21 protein-coding genes and 1 other RNA gene are annotated in these 20,107 nt (G+C 37.6%); 10 read left to right on the top strand and 12 right to left on the bottom strand.

All coding sequences use genetic code 11. The annotated features are described in order from the left end of the window. Nucleotides 1–49: 49 nt before the first annotated feature. Nucleotides 50–928, bottom strand: coding sequence for a DUF4382 domain-containing protein (locus tag ACQ334_RS12330; RefSeq protein ID WP_430988526.1), 879 nt, complete (start codon nt 926–928; stop codon nt 50–52). Nucleotides 929–1,272: 344 nt separating this feature from the next. On the opposite strand from ACQ334_RS12330, the gene ACQ334_RS12325 reads away from it, so the two are divergent. Genes ACQ334_RS12325 through ACQ334_RS12315 form a run of 3 tightly spaced genes read left to right on the top strand, consistent with a single transcriptional unit; the run spans nt 1,273 to nt 3,165 of the window. Then, nucleotides 1,273–2,469 (top strand): geranylgeranyl reductase family protein, encoded by a 1,197-nt coding sequence (locus ACQ334_RS12325; RefSeq protein ID WP_430988525.1) that lies wholly within the window; start codon nt 1,273–1,275, stop codon nt 2,467–2,469. A gap of 2 nt (nt 2,470–2,471) precedes the next feature. Further along, nucleotides 2,472–2,699, top strand: a complete 228-nt coding sequence (locus tag ACQ334_RS12320; protein WP_430988524.1) for a 4Fe-4S binding protein — start codon at nt 2,472–2,474, stop codon at nt 2,697–2,699. A 52-nt stretch (nt 2,700–2,751) separates the two neighbouring features. Next, on the top strand, nt 2,752–3,165 hold the full coding sequence (locus ACQ334_RS12315) for a DUF1801 domain-containing protein (RefSeq protein ID WP_430988523.1): 414 nt from the start codon (nt 2,752–2,754) through the stop codon (nt 3,163–3,165). A gap of 8 nt (nt 3,166–3,173) precedes the next feature. Here ACQ334_RS12315 and ACQ334_RS12310 read toward each other — a convergent pair whose 3' ends face one another. Beyond that, entirely contained in the window at nt 3,174–4,181 is a 1,008-nt protein-coding gene (locus tag ACQ334_RS12310; RefSeq protein WP_430988522.1) for an acyl-ACP desaturase, read from the bottom strand. 107 nt (nt 4,182–4,288) lie between these two features. On the opposite strand from ACQ334_RS12310, the gene ACQ334_RS12305 reads away from it, so the two are divergent. The 4 genes from ACQ334_RS12305 to ACQ334_RS12290 all read left to right on the top strand — a co-directional run bounded on the left by ACQ334_RS12305 (nt 4,289) and on the right by ACQ334_RS12290 (nt 6,327). Continuing rightward, on the top strand, nt 4,289–4,870 hold the full coding sequence (locus ACQ334_RS12305; RefSeq protein ID WP_430988521.1) for a Crp/Fnr family transcriptional regulator: 582 nt from the start codon (nt 4,289–4,291) through the stop codon (nt 4,868–4,870). Between the two features lie 63 nt (nt 4,871–4,933). Then, complete coding sequence (locus tag ACQ334_RS12300) at nt 4,934–5,290, top strand: hypothetical protein (RefSeq protein WP_430988520.1); 357 nt, start codon at nt 4,934–4,936, stop codon at nt 5,288–5,290. A gap of 35 nt (nt 5,291–5,325) precedes the next feature. Beyond that, nucleotides 5,326–5,790 (top strand): HAD domain-containing protein, encoded by a 465-nt coding sequence (locus ACQ334_RS12295; RefSeq protein ID WP_430988519.1) that lies wholly within the window; start codon nt 5,326–5,328, stop codon nt 5,788–5,790. A gap of 132 nt (nt 5,791–5,922) precedes the next feature. Next, entirely contained in the window at nt 5,923–6,327 is a 405-nt protein-coding gene (locus ACQ334_RS12290; protein ID WP_430988518.1) for a hypothetical protein, read from the top strand. A 133-nt stretch (nt 6,328–6,460) separates the two neighbouring features. On the opposite strand, the gene fsa is transcribed toward ACQ334_RS12290, so the two are convergent. From fsa to ACQ334_RS12275, 3 genes are all read right to left on the bottom strand, one after another. Beyond that, on the bottom strand, nt 6,461–7,114 hold the full coding sequence (gene fsa, locus ACQ334_RS12285; protein ID WP_430988517.1) for a fructose-6-phosphate aldolase: 654 nt from the start codon (nt 7,112–7,114) through the stop codon (nt 6,461–6,463). Nucleotides 7,115–7,149: 35 nt separating this feature from the next. Continuing rightward, nucleotides 7,150–7,248: signal recognition particle sRNA small type (gene ffs / locus ACQ334_RS12280), an RNA gene on the bottom strand. Nucleotides 7,249–7,636: 388 nt separating this feature from the next. Further along, nucleotides 7,637–8,923, bottom strand: a complete 1,287-nt coding sequence (locus ACQ334_RS12275) for a DUF5103 domain-containing protein (protein WP_430988516.1) — start codon at nt 8,921–8,923, stop codon at nt 7,637–7,639. Nucleotides 8,924–9,049: 126 nt separating this feature from the next. On the opposite strand from ACQ334_RS12275, the gene ACQ334_RS12270 reads away from it, so the two are divergent. Both ACQ334_RS12270 and ACQ334_RS12265 read left to right on the top strand, forming a co-directional pair. Further along, complete coding sequence (locus tag ACQ334_RS12270; protein ID WP_430988515.1) at nt 9,050–10,297, top strand: ABC transporter permease; 1,248 nt, start codon at nt 9,050–9,052, stop codon at nt 10,295–10,297. Between the two features lie 58 nt (nt 10,298–10,355). After that, nucleotides 10,356–11,036 carry a hypothetical protein gene (locus tag ACQ334_RS12265; RefSeq protein ID WP_430988514.1) on the top strand — a complete coding sequence of 227 codons (681 nt, stop codon included), beginning with the start codon at nt 10,356–10,358 and terminating at the stop codon, nt 11,034–11,036. 27 nt (nt 11,037–11,063) lie between these two features. Here the strand turns inward: ACQ334_RS12265 and ACQ334_RS12260 are convergent, their stop codons facing one another. Beyond that, on the bottom strand, nt 11,064–11,807 hold the full coding sequence (locus ACQ334_RS12260) for a TrmH family RNA methyltransferase (protein WP_430988513.1): 744 nt from the start codon (nt 11,805–11,807) through the stop codon (nt 11,064–11,066). Between the two features lie 18 nt (nt 11,808–11,825). Here ACQ334_RS12260 and ACQ334_RS12255 point away from each other — a divergent pair, with 18 nt between their 5' ends. After that, nucleotides 11,826–14,321, top strand: coding sequence for a BamA/TamA family outer membrane protein (locus ACQ334_RS12255; RefSeq protein ID WP_430988512.1), 2,496 nt, complete (start codon nt 11,826–11,828; stop codon nt 14,319–14,321). Here ACQ334_RS12255 and truB read toward each other — a convergent pair. From truB to ACQ334_RS12225, 6 genes are all read right to left on the bottom strand, one after another. Beyond that, nucleotides 14,299–15,114, bottom strand: a complete 816-nt coding sequence (gene truB / locus ACQ334_RS12250) for a tRNA pseudouridine(55) synthase TruB (protein WP_430988511.1) — start codon at nt 15,112–15,114, stop codon at nt 14,299–14,301. The two genes, ACQ334_RS12255 and truB, sit on opposite strands and share 23 nt — an antisense overlap. Nucleotides 15,115–15,175: 61 nt before the next feature. Beyond that, entirely contained in the window at nt 15,176–15,733 is a 558-nt protein-coding gene (locus tag ACQ334_RS12245; protein WP_430988510.1) for a GNAT family N-acetyltransferase, read from the bottom strand. 32 nt (nt 15,734–15,765) lie between these two features. Beyond that, the gene (locus ACQ334_RS12240) at nt 15,766–17,109 is read right to left on the bottom strand and encodes a DUF58 domain-containing protein (RefSeq protein WP_430988509.1); all 1,344 of its coding nucleotides are present in this window, start codon (nt 17,107–17,109) and stop codon (nt 15,766–15,768) included. Between the two features lie 39 nt (nt 17,110–17,148). Then, on the bottom strand, nt 17,149–18,126 hold the full coding sequence (locus tag ACQ334_RS12235; RefSeq protein WP_430988508.1) for an AAA family ATPase: 978 nt from the start codon (nt 18,124–18,126) through the stop codon (nt 17,149–17,151). A 2-nt stretch (nt 18,127–18,128) separates the two neighbouring features. Next, entirely contained in the window at nt 18,129–19,325 is a 1,197-nt protein-coding gene (locus ACQ334_RS12230) for a DUF4350 domain-containing protein (RefSeq protein WP_430988507.1), read from the bottom strand. Nucleotides 19,326–19,333: 8 nt separating this feature from the next. Further along, the gene (locus ACQ334_RS12225; protein WP_430988506.1) at nt 19,334–20,101 is read right to left on the bottom strand and encodes a DUF4129 domain-containing protein; all 768 of its coding nucleotides are present in this window, start codon (nt 20,099–20,101) and stop codon (nt 19,334–19,336) included. Nucleotides 20,102–20,107: the final 6 nt, after the last annotated feature.

Raw genomic sequence — 20,107 nt, 5'->3', positions numbered from 1 at the left:
AAAAAGCTACCCCCATTTGGAAGATAGCTTTTTTGGTTTTTATCTGTATTTATTTATGTAGTACGATGGTGTTCACATCAGTCTCTTTATTCCGTATCACATTTATATTGGTTATTGTGGAATCCTGGTAACCATTAATGCCATCTATGAAAAGACTGTAAGTGCCTTCTTTCAATCCACGTATTTTAAATTCACCTTCGCTCCATGGCATTGCATAAGCTGTGTCTGTTGCATTATAGGCTTTTATTAATCCAAATGAATGTGGTGGCCTAACCTTACCTTCTATTTCTCCACTGCTATGACGGCCGAATGGTTTTAAGAAAGGTTTCAACCAGTATTTTCCGCCAAGATACCAGATTGAACGGGACAGGTTAAAATCGAGATAAAGTTGAAAATTATTAGAAGAAATAGAATCCAGATGTTCTCTTCCCACATTTACAAAAACATAATGCTGGTTGCCCACCAATTGTAAAGGATGATAGATGCTGTCTACCATTACACTGTTGCTGTCACCCAATGTAAATTTTATTCTTTCCACTTTTCCGTTCAATACAAAACCTGTAGCCAGCAAGGTATCCAAACCATTTCTTAAAGTAAGCAGGTCATATACACCCGGCCTTATGCTTAACGTATCCCAGATTTCGCAATGGCTGTTGATCTGATCATGGTCATCATCGCAACCCGGCCCATTATGATCATCATCATGATTACGATGGCAGGTATCAATTTTAATGGCTATACTTTTTATATCGATCAATACTTTTTGATAATCTGTAGGCCCATCTGTAAGGTAAATGGAATACTTTGTACTGCCGGGAGGGATATTACCTCCGCTATCAGATGTTTCTTTTTGACAGGAATAAAAAAATAAACTGAGTGTAAGCATGGCAATGCCAGCAACCCATAGACGGGATGTAGTAGATTTCATAAGTCTTCTTTTTAAAATTTGTTTAATTAAATGAACCGTAAGAAAAACGAGTAGAGTTATAAATCGTATACTATGGATTTGAAATGAGAGTCCAAAAAAAGTGCCAGTCTGTAAAAATGTGCATAACAAATTCATTACACAGCATCCGTGTTGTATAATTTCTACCCGGCTCCTCCTCCTCTGCAGGCCGCAGAAGCTGTATCTTTAGTAAAACAGCTCGTCAAAGACAATTATTTAAACATTTACAGGTGTTTACTGTTACCTTATTGCTGATATGGGCAACTAAGTAGTAAAAGCTTTCGTATATACTTATTATACCACTGTTTAAAATGAATAGATAAAATATGCCCGATAATACCGGTTCAGGAATAATACAGGAATATGATATTGTAGTAATTGGCTCAGGCCCGGCAGGTGCAACTACAGCTTTGTTTGCAGCAAAGAATGGCCTGAAAGTTTTATTGGCAGATAAAAAACAGGAACTGGGTGCCCCCATTCAGTGTTCAGGAGCAGTAAGCCATAATGCATTAGAAAATGCGGATGTATTTCCTTCTCCGGAATTTATTCAGGAAGCGATCTATGGCTTTGCTATTTATAATGCCACCGGTGAAAAAAAAGTAATTGATTACAGAAAAATAAAACCTGATGAATACGGTAGTGCTGAAGGGTGTAAACCTTTAGGCTATGTGGTAGACAGGCGCCGCTTCGACCGCTACCTGGCCACACAGGCAGAGCGTGCCGGAGTAACTATCTGGTTAAAAACTGAAGCCTCCGGGTATCGTGTATTGGAAAACGGTAGTTGCGAAGTTGACCTTATTAAATTTAATGAGCCAATCACAGTTAAAGCAAAAGTTGTAGTGGGTGCAGATGGGGTGCAATCGCAGGTGGGTAAATGGGCAGGTATAAAAACGCATATAAAACTGAGTGAACTAGCCAGTTGTTTACAATTTGTAGTGGATGGTGTAGAAACCAGCGGACTTTTAGAAATTGTTACCGGCCACGAATGGGCGCCTGGTGGTTATGCCTGGGTTTTTCCAAAAGGGCATGGTTATGCAGAGATAGGTTTAGGTATTACCAAAACCATGTGTACCAATAACGCACAGCAATACCTGGATCATTTTTTGAAAGATTCTTTTTTTAAAGACCGTTTTAAAAATTGTAAAATACTGGAAATTCAGGGCGGTGGTGTTCCTCTTGCGGCACCATTAAAAACACAGTATGCCGATAATTTAATATTGGTGGGTGATGCAGCAAGGCATGTAAATTCTATTACCGGCGGTGGCATACATACTGCATTAAGCGGTGGAAAAATTGCAGGCGAATTTTTATCCGCATTAATTTTAAATGGCGACGCCCCTACTGCTGATAACCTTAAGGGATACCATGATAACTGGTTAAAAGCAATGGGCAATAATATGTGGAAATTGTACCGGGTTAAACGTAAAATATTTGACACAGCAGATGTATTGCAAAGAGATGAACAACTGTACGCAACCATGTCAAATTATTTCAGCCCGGATTCGGAGTATAAAAAAATATAAGCATGAAGACAAAACAAGCGGTGGTTTTTGAAATAGGCTGGAATGCCTGCATTAAATGCGGTGCCTGTGTAGCAGTTTGTCCGCAGGAAGCCGGCTTTACAAGTGATTTTGATACCATTGCAGTAAACACTGCTTGTGATATCGCCTGCATGTTTTGCGAAGCGGTATGCCCGGTAAGTACTATCACTCATTCTCTTTTTGTATCTGCTTCTGTAAATCAACCCTCATAAATTTTGTACCCTGCTTAAAAGAAAGTAAACTGCATTACATTTCTTTTGCAAGATGAAACTTTCTTCTCCATTAAAAATAAAATCATTACTTCACTTGTATGAAGTACTTCCCGATGAAGAAAGAATAATTGTTGATGTTTTAAGACAAATAATTATTGTGCATTTACCTGCTAATGGCAAAGAAAAAATTGCTTATAATGTGCCTTTCTTCTATGGTAATAAAGGAATTTGTATTGTGTGGCCATCCACAATTCCACGGGGAGGAATAAAAAAAGGGGTGCTGCTGGGATTCTGGTACGGTAATAAATTAAAAGATGCTGATCACTATCTTATTCATGGTACTAATAAACAGATCTTTTATAAAATATATTATTCCGCAGATGAGATCGATGACAAAGCCATTGTAAAATTGCTGAAAGAAGCTGTACAGTTAGACAATCAATTTAAAAAGCCTTTAAGAAAATAAATCTTATTTTAAAAAGCCAGTTTTTTATTACTCAACCAGTTTAAATTAATATCCTCAGGAATTTTCATGCGCTCTGCAATTCTTCTGTACCGGTCAGCCAATGTACATAAATAATCCTGTGCTTTTGCAACGCCATCTTTTAAACCGGTTAAAGTTTCAATTTTCCAGAGTGATACCAGGTGCTCAATAATATTGGCATAATCCCATGTAGTATACACACCTATCTTTTGTGTGATAGCAGAAAAATCAGAGAAAATATTGGGGTCTTTACCTCCATCTACCATCAATACAGCCGGCATCGCAATTTGTTTACGCATCATTTGTTCAAATGATTTTAATCCGCCGTTAGGATCAATTTCTAATATTTTTGTCATGAAAGATTTGTAGGCTTTTTCATGCCTTGCTTCATCACCTGCAATAGTTTTACAAATTTTTGATAACGTCTCATCTCCTGCTTTACCTGCAAGCTTACCTGTATTTACGTGAGAAATTTTTGTTGCTCTTTCCTGGAAGGAAGTGTACACAATTGCCTGGTAAGGATCATGATTAGTATTTGGGTTAAAGCCATTGTAAATTAAACGATGGATAGTTTCCTCTACTTTTTTCATGTCGCACCTTCCGGATAAATACAAATACTTATTCAATAAGTCTCCGTGCCTGTTTTCTTCTGCAGTCCATGCCCTCGACCATCTTACCCAGCCATTTGTACTGGTAAGATCTTTTTCTTCATTTACTATCAGGTTAAAATAAGTCTGGTAACTTGGCAATGCTTCTTCAGTGATCATGTTACCCACTAAAGAACTGATCACACTGTCAGGAATAGTTGAACAACGTTCTCTTAACAGTACCACTTCGTCCATTGCATCTTTCTGTGTAAGGTCTGGTAAAAAATCGGTAGGCTGCCAGCAATCATCAGGATCTAAGAGTGAGTGGTCAACGGTTTCACCAACAAAACCCTGTAACATTCCAATTACTTCCATGTTCTTTGCTACTTCATTTCTATCGTCTGTTTCCATAGGATGTTTGCTGTTAAAAAAAAATTAAGCACTAAAGGTAGTCTATGTTGACAAGCTTTCACTGTTAAAAATTTTATACCTTACCATTTCAATCAAATACAATTGCAATGCCGTATGAGCTTATTTTAAAAAATATTGCTAAACACATTACTCTTACAGACGTAGAAAATGCTTTTTTTGTTTCATTGTTACAACAACAGGATGTAGCTAAAAAAGAATTTATTTTAAAGGAAGGACAGTTATGTAAAAATTTTAATTATGTTCATTCCGGAACCTTAAGGGCTTACTACCTGGATAAAGAAGGAAAAGAATCTACTATTATGTTTGCTATTGCAGATTGGTGGGTAACAGATATGTTTTGTTTTATCAATCAGCAACCCGCCATGTTGTATATTGAAGCTATTGAAAACAGCAGTATTCTCCAATTATCAAAAAATAATTTTGATACCCTTTGTAATGAAGTGCCCAAATTTGAACGCTTTTTCAGGATCATTATGCAGAACGCTTATACCAGGGAACAATTGAGAGTAATACAAAATCTGTCGCTATCTGCAGAAGAGCGTTACCACAGTTTTATTAATAAGTATCCGCAGGTGGTACAACAGGTTACGCAAAAACAAATTGCGTCTTATTTAGGTATTACGCCGGAGTTTTTAAGCGCCATCAGGGCCAATAAAGCGAAGAAATAATTTCTTAAGCTACCTTAATTTTATACTCCCTGCGATTGTTTTTCTTTGTGAAAACAAAAAATTATGCTCATACTTATTGCAGGCCCTTACCGCAGCGGCACTAACGACGATCCCAAGCTGATGCAGGAAAACCTAAACCGTTTAGAAGCAGCAGCATTGCCGCTGTTTCGCCTGGGCCACATCCCAATGATTGGCGAATGGGTGGCTTTACCACTTTTGCATCTTGCCGGCTCTACCAAACCCGGTGATGCAGCTTATGAAGAAATATTATATCCCGTTGCTCACCGTTTATTATTAAAATGCGATGCTGTATTAAGGCTGGAAGGTGCTTCCAAAGGCGCTGATGAAGATGTACGCATCGCTACAGAAAGAGGGTTAAAGATTTATTATCACATTGAAGATGTACCTCGGGCGGAATAGTTTCGATGTTGGAATAAGGTATAAATTTGCGTCTTATGCTATTATTTTTAGACATAGATGGTGTTATGGTTCTTGCCAAAAGCTGGAAAAGCCCTGAATTCTTGAATGATGGATTTCCTGCATTTAGTAGTAAGGCAACCAGCATACTTCAAAGTTTAATTTCTGAAGAGGTTACGATTATACTTACAACATCTCATAAGTCAAACTTTAGTATTGAAGAATGGAAAACTATTTTTAAGAATAGAGGTGTTAACATTGAAAAGGTAAAATTGCTGCCAGAGAATTCTAATAATCTTAGTCGTAAGGATGAGATTGTCAATTGGTTTAATGTAAATAATATCAGAGAAAATTTCATTATTATTGACGATGACAAATCCTTAAATGAGCTCCCCGATTTCATAAAGAGAAACTTCATACAAACCAGTTCGTATATAGGTCTTACAGAAGAACATCTGGAAACTATAAAATCTATTTTTCAGAAAAATTCACCTTCTACGTAATAGTTGCTTAGGTTAAAAAATGACCTGAAGCATCTCGTTGTTAAACAGAGAATGAGATATTTTAACATTTAATATTTCCGTTTTTTGCAACGCTGGCATAATTTTTTCAATCTTTGTATAAAACCAAAAAGATTGAAAAGATTTTTACCAGCTTTTTTATTGTTTCTCTCCTGCAAAGCAACTGCACAAAAAATAGATAGTATTTACGTGCATTTATACACCGACAGCCTTAAAAAAGGCACTTACAACTATATTAATATCGACGGGCTTTTAAGTAATGGCAGGTATTTACCGTTGGATAGCAACGATATTATTTTTACCGCATCTGCAGGTAAATTTTATGGTAATACCTTATTAGTTGATAAGGATACAAAAGAAGAAAAAATTGCTATTAAAGTGGTACTGAAAAGCAACCCTGCTTTGCATAAAGAATTTGTATTGTACATAAAGAAAAAACCCGATGACGAAAACTTAAAAACGGTGGATGAGCTGATGAATGATATGCAGTCTCCCAGATCAAAACGCAAAAAAGGCTAAGTGTTTGCGGTTCTATCCGCCTGTACATTTATCTTAAACGTAAAAATGCCCGGCTCTTCAAAAAGATTTACCGGGCATTTTTAATTATTTTCAGGGTGAGTCACCTCAAGAAGGTGACTCACCCTGAAAATAATTATGCAAACTTCTTAGCATCTTCTAAAAAAGTTGCTAATCCGCTATCTGTTAATGGATGTTTTAATAAACCTAAAATTGATGCCAAAGGACAGGTGCACACATCAGCTCCGGCTTCTGCACATTTGATGATGTGATTAGGGTTGCGTATTGATGCGGCTAAAATTTCTGTTTTATAACCTTGTATAGAAAATATCTGGCGCAACTGGTGGATCAGGTCCATCCCATCCCATCCAGTGTCATCTATCCTGCCGATAAATGGAGAAACATAAGTAGCTCCTGCTTTTGCAGCAAGTATAGCCTGGCCGGCAGAGAAGATCAAAGTGCAATTGGTTCTGATACCATTATCAGTAAACCATTTAATAGCTTTGATGCCTTCTTTTATCATGGGTACTTTCACCACAATATTAGGATGAATAGCAGCCAGTTTTTTACCTTCTTCCACAATGCCGTCAAAATCGGTAGACACTACTTCGGCACTGATATCACCATCAACCATTTCGCAAATGGCTTTGTAATGTGCCATTACGGCTTCAGTACCTTTAATACCTTCTTTAGCCATTAATGAAGGATTGGTGGTAACACCATCTAAAATTCCTAAATCATTGGCTTCTTTAATCTGAGCCAGGTTGGCTGTGTCGATAAAAAATTTCATTGCAATCAGTATATTTAAGTAAGAGTATAAATAAAAAATGGCAAGTTACTTACATCGCACCGCTCAACCATCTACCCTTGCTGCCTTCCAGCCCTGGGGGAGTTCAACAGGAGCTGGCCGTATAAGACTTGCCGCCGCAAATATACAGCTTACTGACAAATATCTTATCCATTTTTTAATATAAAATATCAAAAGTGGAGAATGAATAACAGATAACATACAAAGCTGATAATATAGCGTATTTAAGTTGCAAGCCGCAAGATGAAATTAAGCTTCAAGCTACAAGCTTCAAGGGATAAGCATGCTGTTTGATGTAACCTGCTTGTCTTCTTACAGCTTTTTTAGCTACAAGCTTCAAGGGACAAGCACGCTGTTAATGCAGCCTGCTTGTCCCTTGCAACTATTGCCCTTGCAGCTTTTTTAGCCACAACCTACAAGGGATAAACATTATGTTTGATGCAGCTTACTTCTCCCTTGAAGCTATTCCCCTTGCAGCTTTTTTAAGCTACAAGCTTCCTGCATCTAAAAACTCACTCCCGGCCTGTCTGTACGGGAATTAATTTTTCCAACACCAATCAATTGATCGGCACGGTCGGTAAAACCTTTGTAATACATCAGGATAGTATAAGTATTTTCTGTTTCCCAGTAATTGCCTTCTAAATCAGTTTTTTGTTGGGGATTAGTTTTGTCAACTGCTATGTAAGTATAATTATAATACCCTTGCTTTAAAAAAGCAGTTACTTCATACGCTCCTCTTTCGCTATTGAAGATCATTTTTGTTTTATCGTTAATAGCATAATCAGTTAATTGTCCGCCAAGATAAATGTCTTTACCAGCAATGGGTTGTGCATTGGGTGTGGCCAATGTAAAATGCACCGTTGCAAAATCACCTTGCCAATACGGATTTATGGTTTCGTAGGTTTCTACAGAAAACATACCATCAAGATCCCGGAAGTAGGTGTACCGCTCCCCTGATCTGTCTTTATCTGGTTTTACAAAAATAGCTGTGGTGGTTTTGGTATAATGTGCACTGTCTACCCTATCACTTTGTAAACGAAAACTCCTCAGATCAAGCCAGCGCCATTCTTTACCACCGGGAAAAATGCAATTGTTTTCTGAACTGTATTCTAAGGTATTGCCACGTACAAATGTGGGTGTAATATCTTTTAATGAATTATCCCAGCGGTTGTTTTGCAGTATTACCACTTTAACCTGTTGTGCAGCGCTAAAAGTATTTACCCCGGTAATATTGGCATTGAACTGCACTTTCTGGTGTGTACTAAAAAACTGCGGGGTAAATGGCTGGATCACTTTTGCAGTAATAGCAGCTTTGGCATCCAGTACCAGTAACCTGCGTGTGAATGCAAGCTTGGAAGTGTCGCCATCTAAAAAAACTTTCAGCAAATAATTTCCGGATAAGGTGATGGTGGTATTTCTATCGGGTACCATCGCCTGGTAGTGTGTATATCTAGTAAAAGCAATGGACGAATAACGGTTGGTAGTGATGCGCTGTTGGGTAAATCCTTTGATGTACATGAACGGGCTGATATCAACCGGCTTCCAGTTATAATCGCATAATTGAAAACTGTAGTAATAACTTTTTACATTCCCGTCAAGATCATCAAAATTTAATTCGAGCTGATCACTGCTGTTGAGATTAAAAATGGGTAATGACAACTGATCACCATACATGTGAAAACGCACACACTGTATGTTGGGTTTGTACACCATGTCGGGTAGCTGGGCAAAAGAAGACAAGGTAAATAAAGCAAATAAGGTAAGCAGCAGGTATTTTTTTATAATTAGCATTTTCGCAATGGTGGTATTTTTTTTGTTACTGTGAAGTAACGGATAGCAAGACCGAACTTTTATCATGTTATTGGTAATCTTTACGTTTAAATAAAATACATTTGTAAGATACCAAAAGTATGCCATTTGAACATATCCGTTTTCATAGCAAAAAGAATAGCTTTTAACAGGCAAAAAACATTTTCCCGTTTCATCATACGGCTTGCTGTTGCCGCTACTGCAATAAGTGTTGCGGTAATGATTGTGGCTATGAGTTTTGTAAACGGTTTTCAGCATGTGATCAGTGATAAAGTATTCAGCTTTTGGGGGCACATCCGGGTGCAGCAGGACCTTGAAAATAAAGTGAGCACAGCAGAGGAATTTCCCATTTCAAAAAATGATACAGTAGAATATAACCTTAAAAAATTACCACAGGTAAAAACGGTAGAACGATTTGCCACCAAATCGGCCATTTTAAAATACAAAGGCGAAATTGAAAGCGTGCTTTTAAAAGGTATTGATTCTTCTTTTGATTTCAGCAGGATGAACAGCCTTTTAAAACAAGGCCGGTGGATGAACACCAACGACAGCAGTTATAGTAACGAAGTGGTGTTGTCTGCCTATACTGCCAACCAATTGGGGCTTACAATAAGCGATACCATATTTGTGGTATTTATTGACAGCAGAGGGATTGAAAAAGCAAGGAAAAGAAAGCTCAGAGTCTCGGGTATTTTTAAAACATCAATAGAAGATTATGATAAGCATTTTGGTATTTGTGATATTAACCTGATAAGGCGGTTGAATGACTGGGGGCCAGACCAAATTGGCGGCTATGAAATATTTTTAAAAGATTACAGTGAAACCGATGCGGTTAATAAATTTATTCATGATAAAGGGCCCGATATATTACCACAAACCTGGTATAGTAAAACCATCAAAGAAATCAATCCTAATATATTCGACTGGTTAGACCTGCAACAAAAAAACAAAAATGTATTACTGGTGATAATGGTAGTGATTGCCGTTGTAAACCTGATTACCTGCCTGCTTATTTTAGTTTTAGAAAGAACAAGAATGACCGGTGTTTTAAAAGCTGTTGGAGCCAGCAACTGGAGTCTGCAACAGATATTTTTATTCAACACTTCCTTTATAGCTGTTGCTGGCATTATCATTGGCGCCGCATTTGGCCTGGCTATTTGCTGGCTGCAGGAAAAGTATGGTTTTATAAAATTGGATGAAGATGCGTACTACATGAGCCAGGCACATGCTGATGTAGTGTGGTGGCAGGTATTACTTATCTGCGGAGGAACATTGCTGATTTGTTTTGCCACTTTATTGATCCCAACATTTTTGATCAATAAAATAAAACCGGTAAAAGCCATACAGTTTCGTTAAATGGTTTATTAGTTAACCAATCAACCATTTTGTTATATGCAATTAAGCACTTCATAAAATGCTAAACCCTAAAGTATATATACCGACAATTCTTTTAGTTCTTTTCTTTTCTTGCAGAAATCAAAAGCAAGAAAAAGAAAACAGCTCTAAATACAACAAACCTCATTATGTCCATTATGATTTTGATTCAAGTTTATATTTAGGGAGAGTTATAGGAAAAAGCCCGGAACAATTCATAAAGGAAAATACATCAGAAGTTGATTCAAGTTTTAGCCTGCCGCCTATAATAAATTCAAATCATTTACTTGAAATTAGGTTCTATCCTACTTTATCTTGGTCAGACACAGTTTATTGTACAATTCTTACATGGGATTCCTTATTTACAATTAGACGGGTCGGTCATAAAAATGACACATCAAAAAATAATTTCGATATCCCAATAAATTATAACGCCGACTCAATATTTAGTAAGCTTATTGAAAATGGGGTTTTTAGCTTAACGGAAAGCAATAACATATCTGAATATTTTAAAGAGATTAAAAGTTTAACCAAAAAAGGTTTAAAAGGCGCTACTCACATAGGCGATGTTGCCGACGGTGCGGTTTTTAGATTGCAATACAAAGTTGACACAATATATAATTCCGTTCATATGACAAGCCCATGGTCATATTTCGAGCATAATCCGGACAATCAATTGTACAGAAGAAATTATGAAATTGCCCGAATACTCTTAAAATAACTGTATATAAACATCAGTATCCGGGTGTTAACTGAACGCCGCCAAAATTATCCCGGTTGCCACAGCAGCATTTAAAGATTCCGCCTCCCCGGTTTTGGGAATGGTAATTTTTTCATCCACTGTACTCATCACTGCATCGCTGATACCTTTTCCTTCATTGCCGATTATTATTATTGCTTCTCTGGTATCTTTTAAGGTTTTGATATTCTTTCCCTCTAAAGCGGCAGCATATTTTTTGATCGTTTCATTTTCCTGTAACCATTCCTGCAGATTGGTATAAAAAATATTTACCCTTGCTAAACTGCCCATGGTGCTTTGTACCACTTTAGGATTGTACATATCGGCACAGGCCGGAGAACAGATGATATTTTCAACACCAAACCAATCGGCAGTACGGATGATAGTGCCTAAATTTCCCGGATCCTGTATGGTATCCAGTACCAGTGTAATTTTTTCTTTTAACTGAGCGGGGCGGCGCTGCTCTTTCTTTTTAAAGATGGCCAGTACATTATTGGCGGTGGTGAGCAGTGAAATTTTTTCAAGTTCAAAATCTTTGACTGTAAAAATTTCTGTACCGGAATATTGTTGCAATGTTTTTGCATTACTGATCAGCCATTCCTCAACAGCAAATAATTGCAGGCACACAAATTCACGGCTGTCTAAAAGTTCCAGTACCACCTTTGGCCCTTCAGCAATAAACACTCCATTTTCATCCCTGAATTTTTTATGGTGTAAAGTTTGGATATATTTGGTATGTGTTTTGTTTAACATCACAGACTAATACAATTTATGCCGATAAGCACCCCTCTTAAAACAAGGTTTTTCCAGCAGTTAAGGAATATATTTTTTCTTTCATTGGTGCTGTCTTCCTGCACTATCTTAAAAAAGCATCAAAAAGGTAAACCTTTTGTTACTAAAAACAGCATCGAAGTTAAGGGAGGAAAATTTACTAAAGATGAACTGATTGCTTTAAAATCCCGGTTGAATGCACAATTGGATGACAGCTCAAAAATAAATGTGGTGGACAAGCTTTTTTTCTGGCATTTTTATACTAACCCTCCTGCATTTGATACCAGCTATGCTTCAAAATCGGCTAAAAACATGCAGGCCTCTATGTTGCACCTTGGTTATTACAGGGCGCAAGCCAGCTATAAAGTGGACACTATACATGCAGGCAGCCAGCAGCGGATACATGTGCAATACGTTGTTGAACCGGGCAAACCCACACTGATAGATACTTTCAGCTATAGTCTTAAAAAGCCCGACCTGCAGCAAATAGCCCAGGTAAACATTGATAAAAGCCTGGTAGAAGAAAATAAGCCCGTAACCAAAGCCGCTGTTCTGGGTGAGATAAGCCGCCTGGTTGATATTTACAGGAACAACGGCTATTATAAATTCAGCAGTGAAGAATTAAAAATGAGAGGCGATACAACGTTGGATGTATTAACCAATATCAATGATGACCCTTTTGAACAATTACGCTTACTTGCAGAAGCTCAGCAAAAAAAGGATTCCCCCAAGATAAAATTAGCCCTGGTATTAAATCCACCTGCAGATAGCAACCGGCTGAAACAATACTATATCAATAATATTTATATTCTTCCCGATTATATTCCATTGGATACATTAAATGACCCTTCACTTACTGAACGGGTTACCAGAAGCCACTACACTATCCGTTATCATAAAAGATTGTTCCGCACCGGATTTTTGGTGCGTAAAATGACGCTTAAAAAAGGAGATCTATACAGCCAGAACGAATTTTACAAAACTTTAAATAATTTTTCCAGGGCAGGGGTATGGCAAAATACCAATATTGAAGTGGTGGAAGTTAAAGAAAAAGACAGCGTTAATAAGATCAATCTTGTGGTGCAGTTATTGCCTGCAAAACAATATGCTTTTGAAACATCTATTGAAGCCAGTTATTCAGCAACAAGTAATACCAACAGTGTTACAGCAGCCAATGCAGGTAACCTGCTGGGGCTTTCAGGCAATGTATCATTTACCAACAGAAACTGGTTGAAAGAAGGTATTAAGATGACCACAGCTGTAAGAGCAGGTGTTGAATTAAATATTAAACCTGATAGTAGTAACACCAGGAACATCATCAACTCTAATGAACTCAGTCTGTCTAACAGCATATTATTTCCACGGTTTATTTTTCCTTTAAAAAAATGGAATACCGATAAAAGATTCATTGCTCCTGAAACCTTTATCAATACCAACCTTTCTTATATCAACCGTATTAATTTGTTCGATCTGCAATCTACTAACCTTAGCATTGGGTATAGCTGGCATACCAGGAAAGGTGGGCAGGTAATAGTTAAACCATTAAATATTGAGTTTACCAAATTGTATAACCAAAGTAAGACTTTTGATACTACCTTAATGGATAATCCATTCTTAAGATATTCTTTTAATACGGCTTTGGTTGCAGGGGTATCTACCATTTACTCTATTTCGCATGTTAATGTTAAGCATCCAAACAGGCAGCATAACTTTAAAATAGATTTTGAGGAATCAGGAGTGCCACTGTTACCAATTCCGGTTCCGTTTATTTCAGTTTTGCCTATACCTGTTCCTTTAAGATCGATGAATGTACTTAGCAAATATCTCCGCCAATATGCAAAGCTGGATGTTGAATATATTTATTCTAAAAGCAGGCCGAAATCCGCATTCATTTTTCGTGTATTCGGTGGTGTTGGCCTTGCTTCCAGACAAGACACCACACTACCCTTTTTTAAACAATACTATGGCGGAGGAAGTAATAGTATGAGAGGCTGGCCAATACGGGGCATTGGCCGTGGCTCACAACCATTGGCACCTTACGGCACTAATAAATTTAATGACCGAACCGGTGACATTCAATTTGAAGTAAACCCGGAATACCGTTTTAATATTGCCCAGATAATTCCCAATACGCTGGTGCTTAAAGGAGCATTATTTATTGACGCAGGCAATGTATGGAACCTTCGTAATTCCAAACCTGGCGGTGGAACGGATAGTGCACAGTTTAAATTTAAAAATTTCTGGAGAGAAATGGGCATTAATGCCGGCACAGGGTTAAGACTTGATTTTAATTATTTTGTAGTGCGTCTTGATTTTGGTTTCAGGTTTAAACGGCCTGAAATAAGCTATGTTAATGATGGGTGGAAAATACCTGCATTAAGCTTTAGTGATGTATTGCCAAAAATTTTTGCCAAAGGGCCAAATGAGGAATACAGGAGATGGCGCTACGAGAATTTTAATTTTACTATTGGTATTAATTATCCTTTTCAGTTTTAGAATTTTGAGTGTTTATTGTTGGTTCAATTAATTGATCAAACGCTTCCATAGTAACCGCATCTTCTACCTTAAATTCACCAATTTTTGTGCGGCGCAAGCTGCTGAGATAAGCACCACACCCCAATGCTGCACCAAAATCATGTGCCAGGCTGCGGATATAAGTACCGGTAGAACATACCACTTTAAAATGCACCACAGGCAATTCAATTGCGGTTAATTCAAATGAAGTAATGTTGATCAGCCTCGCCTTTAATTCCACATCCACACCTCTTCTTGCCAGCTCATATAAAGCCACACCATCTTTTTTTATAGCAGAATAAATGGGCGGCATTTGTTCAATATCGCCAATGAATTTTTGGGTGGCTTCCTGCATCATTTCGTTGGTTACAAACAAATAATCCTTTTGCTGCTCAGGTGTACTCTCCATATCGTATGTGGGCGTTACAGCGCCTAGTGTTATGGAGCCGGTATATTCTTTTTCGGCTGCCATATAATCGTTTATTTTTTTGGTAAACTTTCCGGTACACACAATTAATAAACCAGTGGCTAAAGGATCGAGTGTGCCGGCATGTCCTATTTTTTTTATCTGTAAAATACTCCTCAGTTTTCTTATAATATCAAAAGACGTCCAGTGAACAGGTTTATCAATTAATATAACTTTCCCTTCAAGGTAGGGTTCCTGTATTGCGGGGTTGATGGGTGGCCTTTTTACACGTTCCGTTTTAACCGGTGCCTCTCCTGCTTCAATAAGTTGATTGGTATATCTTAACCGGTATGTTTTTTTTCTCGCCAAAATGTATGGTTATTTTTCTGCAAACTTAAAGCATAAACTACTCTTATACTACAATTCAATTTTACCATTGCCAGGCAACAATACTCCATTCTTCTTCGTCAGGCGATGTGTACTGATGAATTTCTATAAACCCTATTCTCTGATGTGCCCTTACCGATCGTAGATTCCTGGTGGCAATTTCAGTAATAGCAAAATCATATTTTTTATGAAAGGATTCTCTGTAGGCCGCATAACATTTATCCAATATGCCCTTGCCCCTGTAGTTTTTATCAACACAAACCTGTCCCACTACAATATATTTATACGCCGAAACTGGTTTGCCACGATATTCAATTGAATCAAATATTTCAAACATGGGCTTCAATACAGGGATGTCATTTTCAGATGCTGCCGTCATCGCCAGCAAATAAGCCACTACTGTATCTCCATCTTTACAAACAATATGTTGTTCCATATCGTTCATTTTTTTCAATGCTTCGTAACTGTGCACCACGGTTACAAAACCCTGTTCCATTATTTCTTCCCTGGTTAAATTGAGCTGGAGATTATTTTTTTGCAGTGCAATGATGCCCGCCAGGTCGTTGTGAGAATTGGCCGCAGTATACACCAAAGATGTCATTTAAATGGAGCTTTAAAAGTAATGAATACAATTTAAATTGCCTGCCTGGCTTTAAGTTCCAGGTATTTATTTACCGCATTTACTGTAAGCTGCTCCGGAGAAGTTAGTACAGCTAATATCCCGTGATTTTGCAATTCTTTTACAATCAGTCTTTTTTCAAACTCAAATTTTTCAGCAATAGTTTTGATATAAACCTCTTCCACATTATTGGCATCCAAATGCGTTAGCTGTTTCAACTCTGTATTCTCAAAAAATACTACCATCAGTAAATGATGACGTGCAATGCTGCGCAAATAATTCAATTGCCTGCGCAAACCCGAAAGCGATTCGAAATTGGTATACAACACCAGCAGGCTCCGGTGCTTAATTCGGCTGCGTATCTGCAGGTACAGCATTTCGTAATCGCTTTCTAAAAAGGCAGTATCCTGGTTATAGAGTAATTGTAAAATATTTTCCCGCTGCACGGGCTTTTTATCAGCAGCAATTAAAGAGCCCATTTTATTGGAGAAGGTTAATACTCCCACCCTGTCTTGTTTTTGCAGGCACACATTGCTTAATACCAATGTACTGTTGATAGCATAATCAAGCAATGTAAGTTCATTAAAAGGCATTTTCATTAAACGGCCTTTATCTATGATACAATATACCTGCTGCGATTTTTCATCAGTATAATTATTAACCATGATACTGCCTTTACGTGCAGTAGCTTTCCAGTTAATTGTTCTGATATCATCCCCACGAACATATTCTTTTATTTGCTCAAACTCCATGCTATGACCGATCTTGCGCATGCGCTTATTGCCATGTTCGGTTTGTATAGTGGTTTGAGAAAGCAGTTCATATTTACGCAATTGCAAAAAAGAAGGATACACCGGCACCGTTACAGTTGCATCCATATCATGGCGGCGCATTATTAATCCTAATTGCGATTGCACATATAAAATGATATTGCCAAAATTATATTCGCCTCTGTTTACCGGTCTTAATTTGTAGATGATATTTTTTTGTTCGTTGGCAGCAAAACGATGGGTAATTATCCAATCTCTTTTTTGAAACTGTACCGGCAATTCATCAATAATTTCCATTACCACTGTAAATGGCATACGGTTAGTTACCTGCAATTCAATTTTATTCTCATCACCATTACTTAACCGATCGGCCATTAAGCGTTTTGCTGCAGGGCTTTTGCTGATAACGAATAAAAATACGTAATCAATTAAAACCAACGCAGCAGTAATTGCTAAAAATATTTTTGGAAACTGTGCAATAGGTTTATAAAAAAACGAAACAATAAACAATACTATACATAAACCTGTAGCCAGGTAAAACCTGGTGGTAAGGTATAAATTGCCGATATATTTTTTTATGAAACTCAATTACTGTAAATTATTATATTGATTGATAATTCCGTTTTATTAACGTGGTACTTCAATCGCTTTTAAAATAATTTCAATCAGGTCATCCGCTGTAATACCTTCCATTTCTTTTTCGGGTGTAAGTATAATGCGGTGGCGCAACACATGAGGCGCCATTTCCACAATATCTTCCGGGGTTACAAAATCTCTTCCTTTTACAGCCGCATTTGCTTTAGCAGATTTTAAGATTGCCAGCGATGCCCTTGGTGATGCGCCTAAGTACAATGCAGGATTGTTCCTGGTTTCATTTACAATACGGGCAATAAATTCTATCAGCTTAGGCTCAATAATTATTGATTGTATCTGGTTGCGGTAATGCTGAATATCCACCGGCGATAATATCTTTCTTACATCTTCCAGCATCTGCCCCTGTGTTTTTCCCTGTTGCTTTGTAAGTATGCTTATTTCTTCTGCCAGCGTTGGGTACTCTACCTCTATTTTAAAAAGAAAACGATCTAACTGTGCTTCAGGCAAACGATAGGTTCCTTCCTGTTCAATGGGATTTTGTGTTGCCAATACAATAAACGGCGTTTGCATAATATGCGTATATCCGTCAACGGTAACCTGGCGCTCTTCCATTACCTCAAATAAAGCGGCCTGCGTTTTTGCAGGTGCCCTGTTGATCTCATCTATCAAAACAATATTGCTGAAGATGGGGCCCGATTTAAAACGGAAGTCACCTTCTTTAGGATTGAATACAGAAGTACCCACCACATCACTGGGCATCAGATCGGGCGTAAACTGAAGGCGGGAAAAATCCACATCAATGATCTTGGCGATCAATTTTGCGGTTAATGTTTTTGCCACGCCGGGTACACCTTCAATTAAGATATGGCCATCGCAAAGTAAACCGATGAGCAACAGGTCCACCATTTTATGCTGACCAATAATTACTCGGCCAATCTCATTTCTTATTTCGTATACCGACCTGCTCAGTCCACTAAGATCAATCCTTTGTTCAAAAATATTTTCTTCCATAATTACTTCTGTTTATAAAAGTTTTGTATTTGCTCATTTAAAGATAATAATTGATAGTCATCCACCGCAGCATTACTCTGCACATGATGTATGGCACGGTACAGCGATTCTACTTTATTCCTGTCCACCCCGCTTTTCCTGCTCAAAGAAGTTATAAAATCATCATTCACAAGATTAGTATTTAAAAAGTAATTATTGCGAACATACTCGTTAAAATAAGTACTCATTTTTTCTGCAATATTCTTATTGTCCTTTTGTTGCAGGTACAGGCGGCCAATAGTTTCAGTAAAGGTAACAGTGGTGTTTTCGTTGGGCTTGATTTTATCAATGATCCGCTGCCTGCGTTTACCGCCAAATAAAACGTAGAGCAATCCTAAAAGCAATATCAGCCAGAATGCCCAGGCCAATGGCGGATTATTTAATATAGCGGATAATGAACTTTCGCTGCTTCTGCGTGAGCCTATCTTCCTGTAATAATCATCCCAGTATAAATGATCGGGATAATTAGCCGTGTATGCAAAACTGTTTTGCAGGTATTTGTAATTATCATTCTTCAGCAAAAAATAATTGCTGAATGCTTTAGGGTCGCAATGCAAAAAAAGTTTTCCTTTTCCATGAAAATACAGGATATAATTAGGTTTATTTTCGTCATTTACGCCAAGCACTTTTGTAAAAACACTATCCCTATATTCAAAATTACTTTTAAAAGGATGGTAGTAATAAGAAAACGCACTGTCATTGGAGGAAGTATTAGTAGTGCGTACTGAATCAAAAAAATCGTATTGTAAATAAGGGAGCGCCGAGTAATTTTCTTTACATTTTATTTTGCTCAGCAATACGGTATCAAAATAATTGGCTGCAATGAAAAGCGTATTGCCTGCATATACATAATCCATCATTGCTTTGGCTTCATCTTCATTTACAAATAAGAATTTGGAAAAGCTGATATATAATGAACCTGTGTCAGATATCGCTGCCCATGTTTTATCAAATGGTTGTCTTTTTTCCCTTATTGTATTACGGCTGAACATATTTTCCATCTGCTGGTAAGCGACATAAGTACCAAAAGGATTTTTGTCGGTTCTTGAATACGTCTCTTCCAGGCTGGGCAATCTTTTGCCACCGTCATCCCGGCTACAACCTGTCAGCCAGCCTGCAATAACCAGCATTAAAAAAATATGTAGGAACTTATTACTCAAATTAAAAGTTATAATTTATTGTTGAATTGTGAAAACCCCGCCTCCAATCGCCTGTAAACATTTTCGTCAATGGCAAATTCGCCATACCATACATACTCGTAATTTAAAGTGAGTGCTGCAAAATCATTTTGGTAATTAGCATTGGTAATTTCTCTTACATATTGGTTGTTGGTTTTATCCGCTGCCATTTCAATAAGATTTTTTGCAGACAGTTTAAACAGGGTTTGCAAATACTGGTAGCGAATAGCTAACCTGTAATTGCCACTTTGCACAGCCTGCCTTATCATTATAGCAAGGTCGCTTTCATTACTTATAATTTCTTCTTCAGCTTCCGGTGTATTAGGTTTTACTGAAGTAGATTTTTTTCTAAATACGCCTTCTGTTAAAAACAATTTATACAGAATGAAGAGTACAAAAAGTATGGCTAATGCCCAGAAAAAAAACTGGAGGCCTTTGGAAGAGAACAATCTTTCTAACCAGTTGCCGCTGGTATCCCTTGGCTGCTCTGTGGTTTCTTGTTTTTGCGGTTTATTTCTTTTTGCAGCGGCCAGTAAACTGTCCATATTCTTTACATACGCAAACTCTTTTAATTCTTTCCATGCTTTTACGGAGTCAGCAGCAACAAAAGGTTTATTATAATTCAATGTTGTATCTACAAATAGCGTATCACTGGCTTTCTCTTCCATTACCTGGTCATCTGTCACCGGTGCTTCCACAACAGAATCTTCATCGCCCTTGTTTTGCTGGGCATCGGCTGCAGCAAAAAATAACAACATGAAAAA

This window comes from Ferruginibacter sp. SUN106, assembly GCF_050611765.1.
In the GTDB taxonomy this organism is placed as follows: Bacteria; Bacteroidota; Bacteroidia; order Chitinophagales; family Chitinophagaceae; genus Ferruginibacter.
This window is presented reverse-complemented; position numbering and strand designations above follow the sequence as displayed.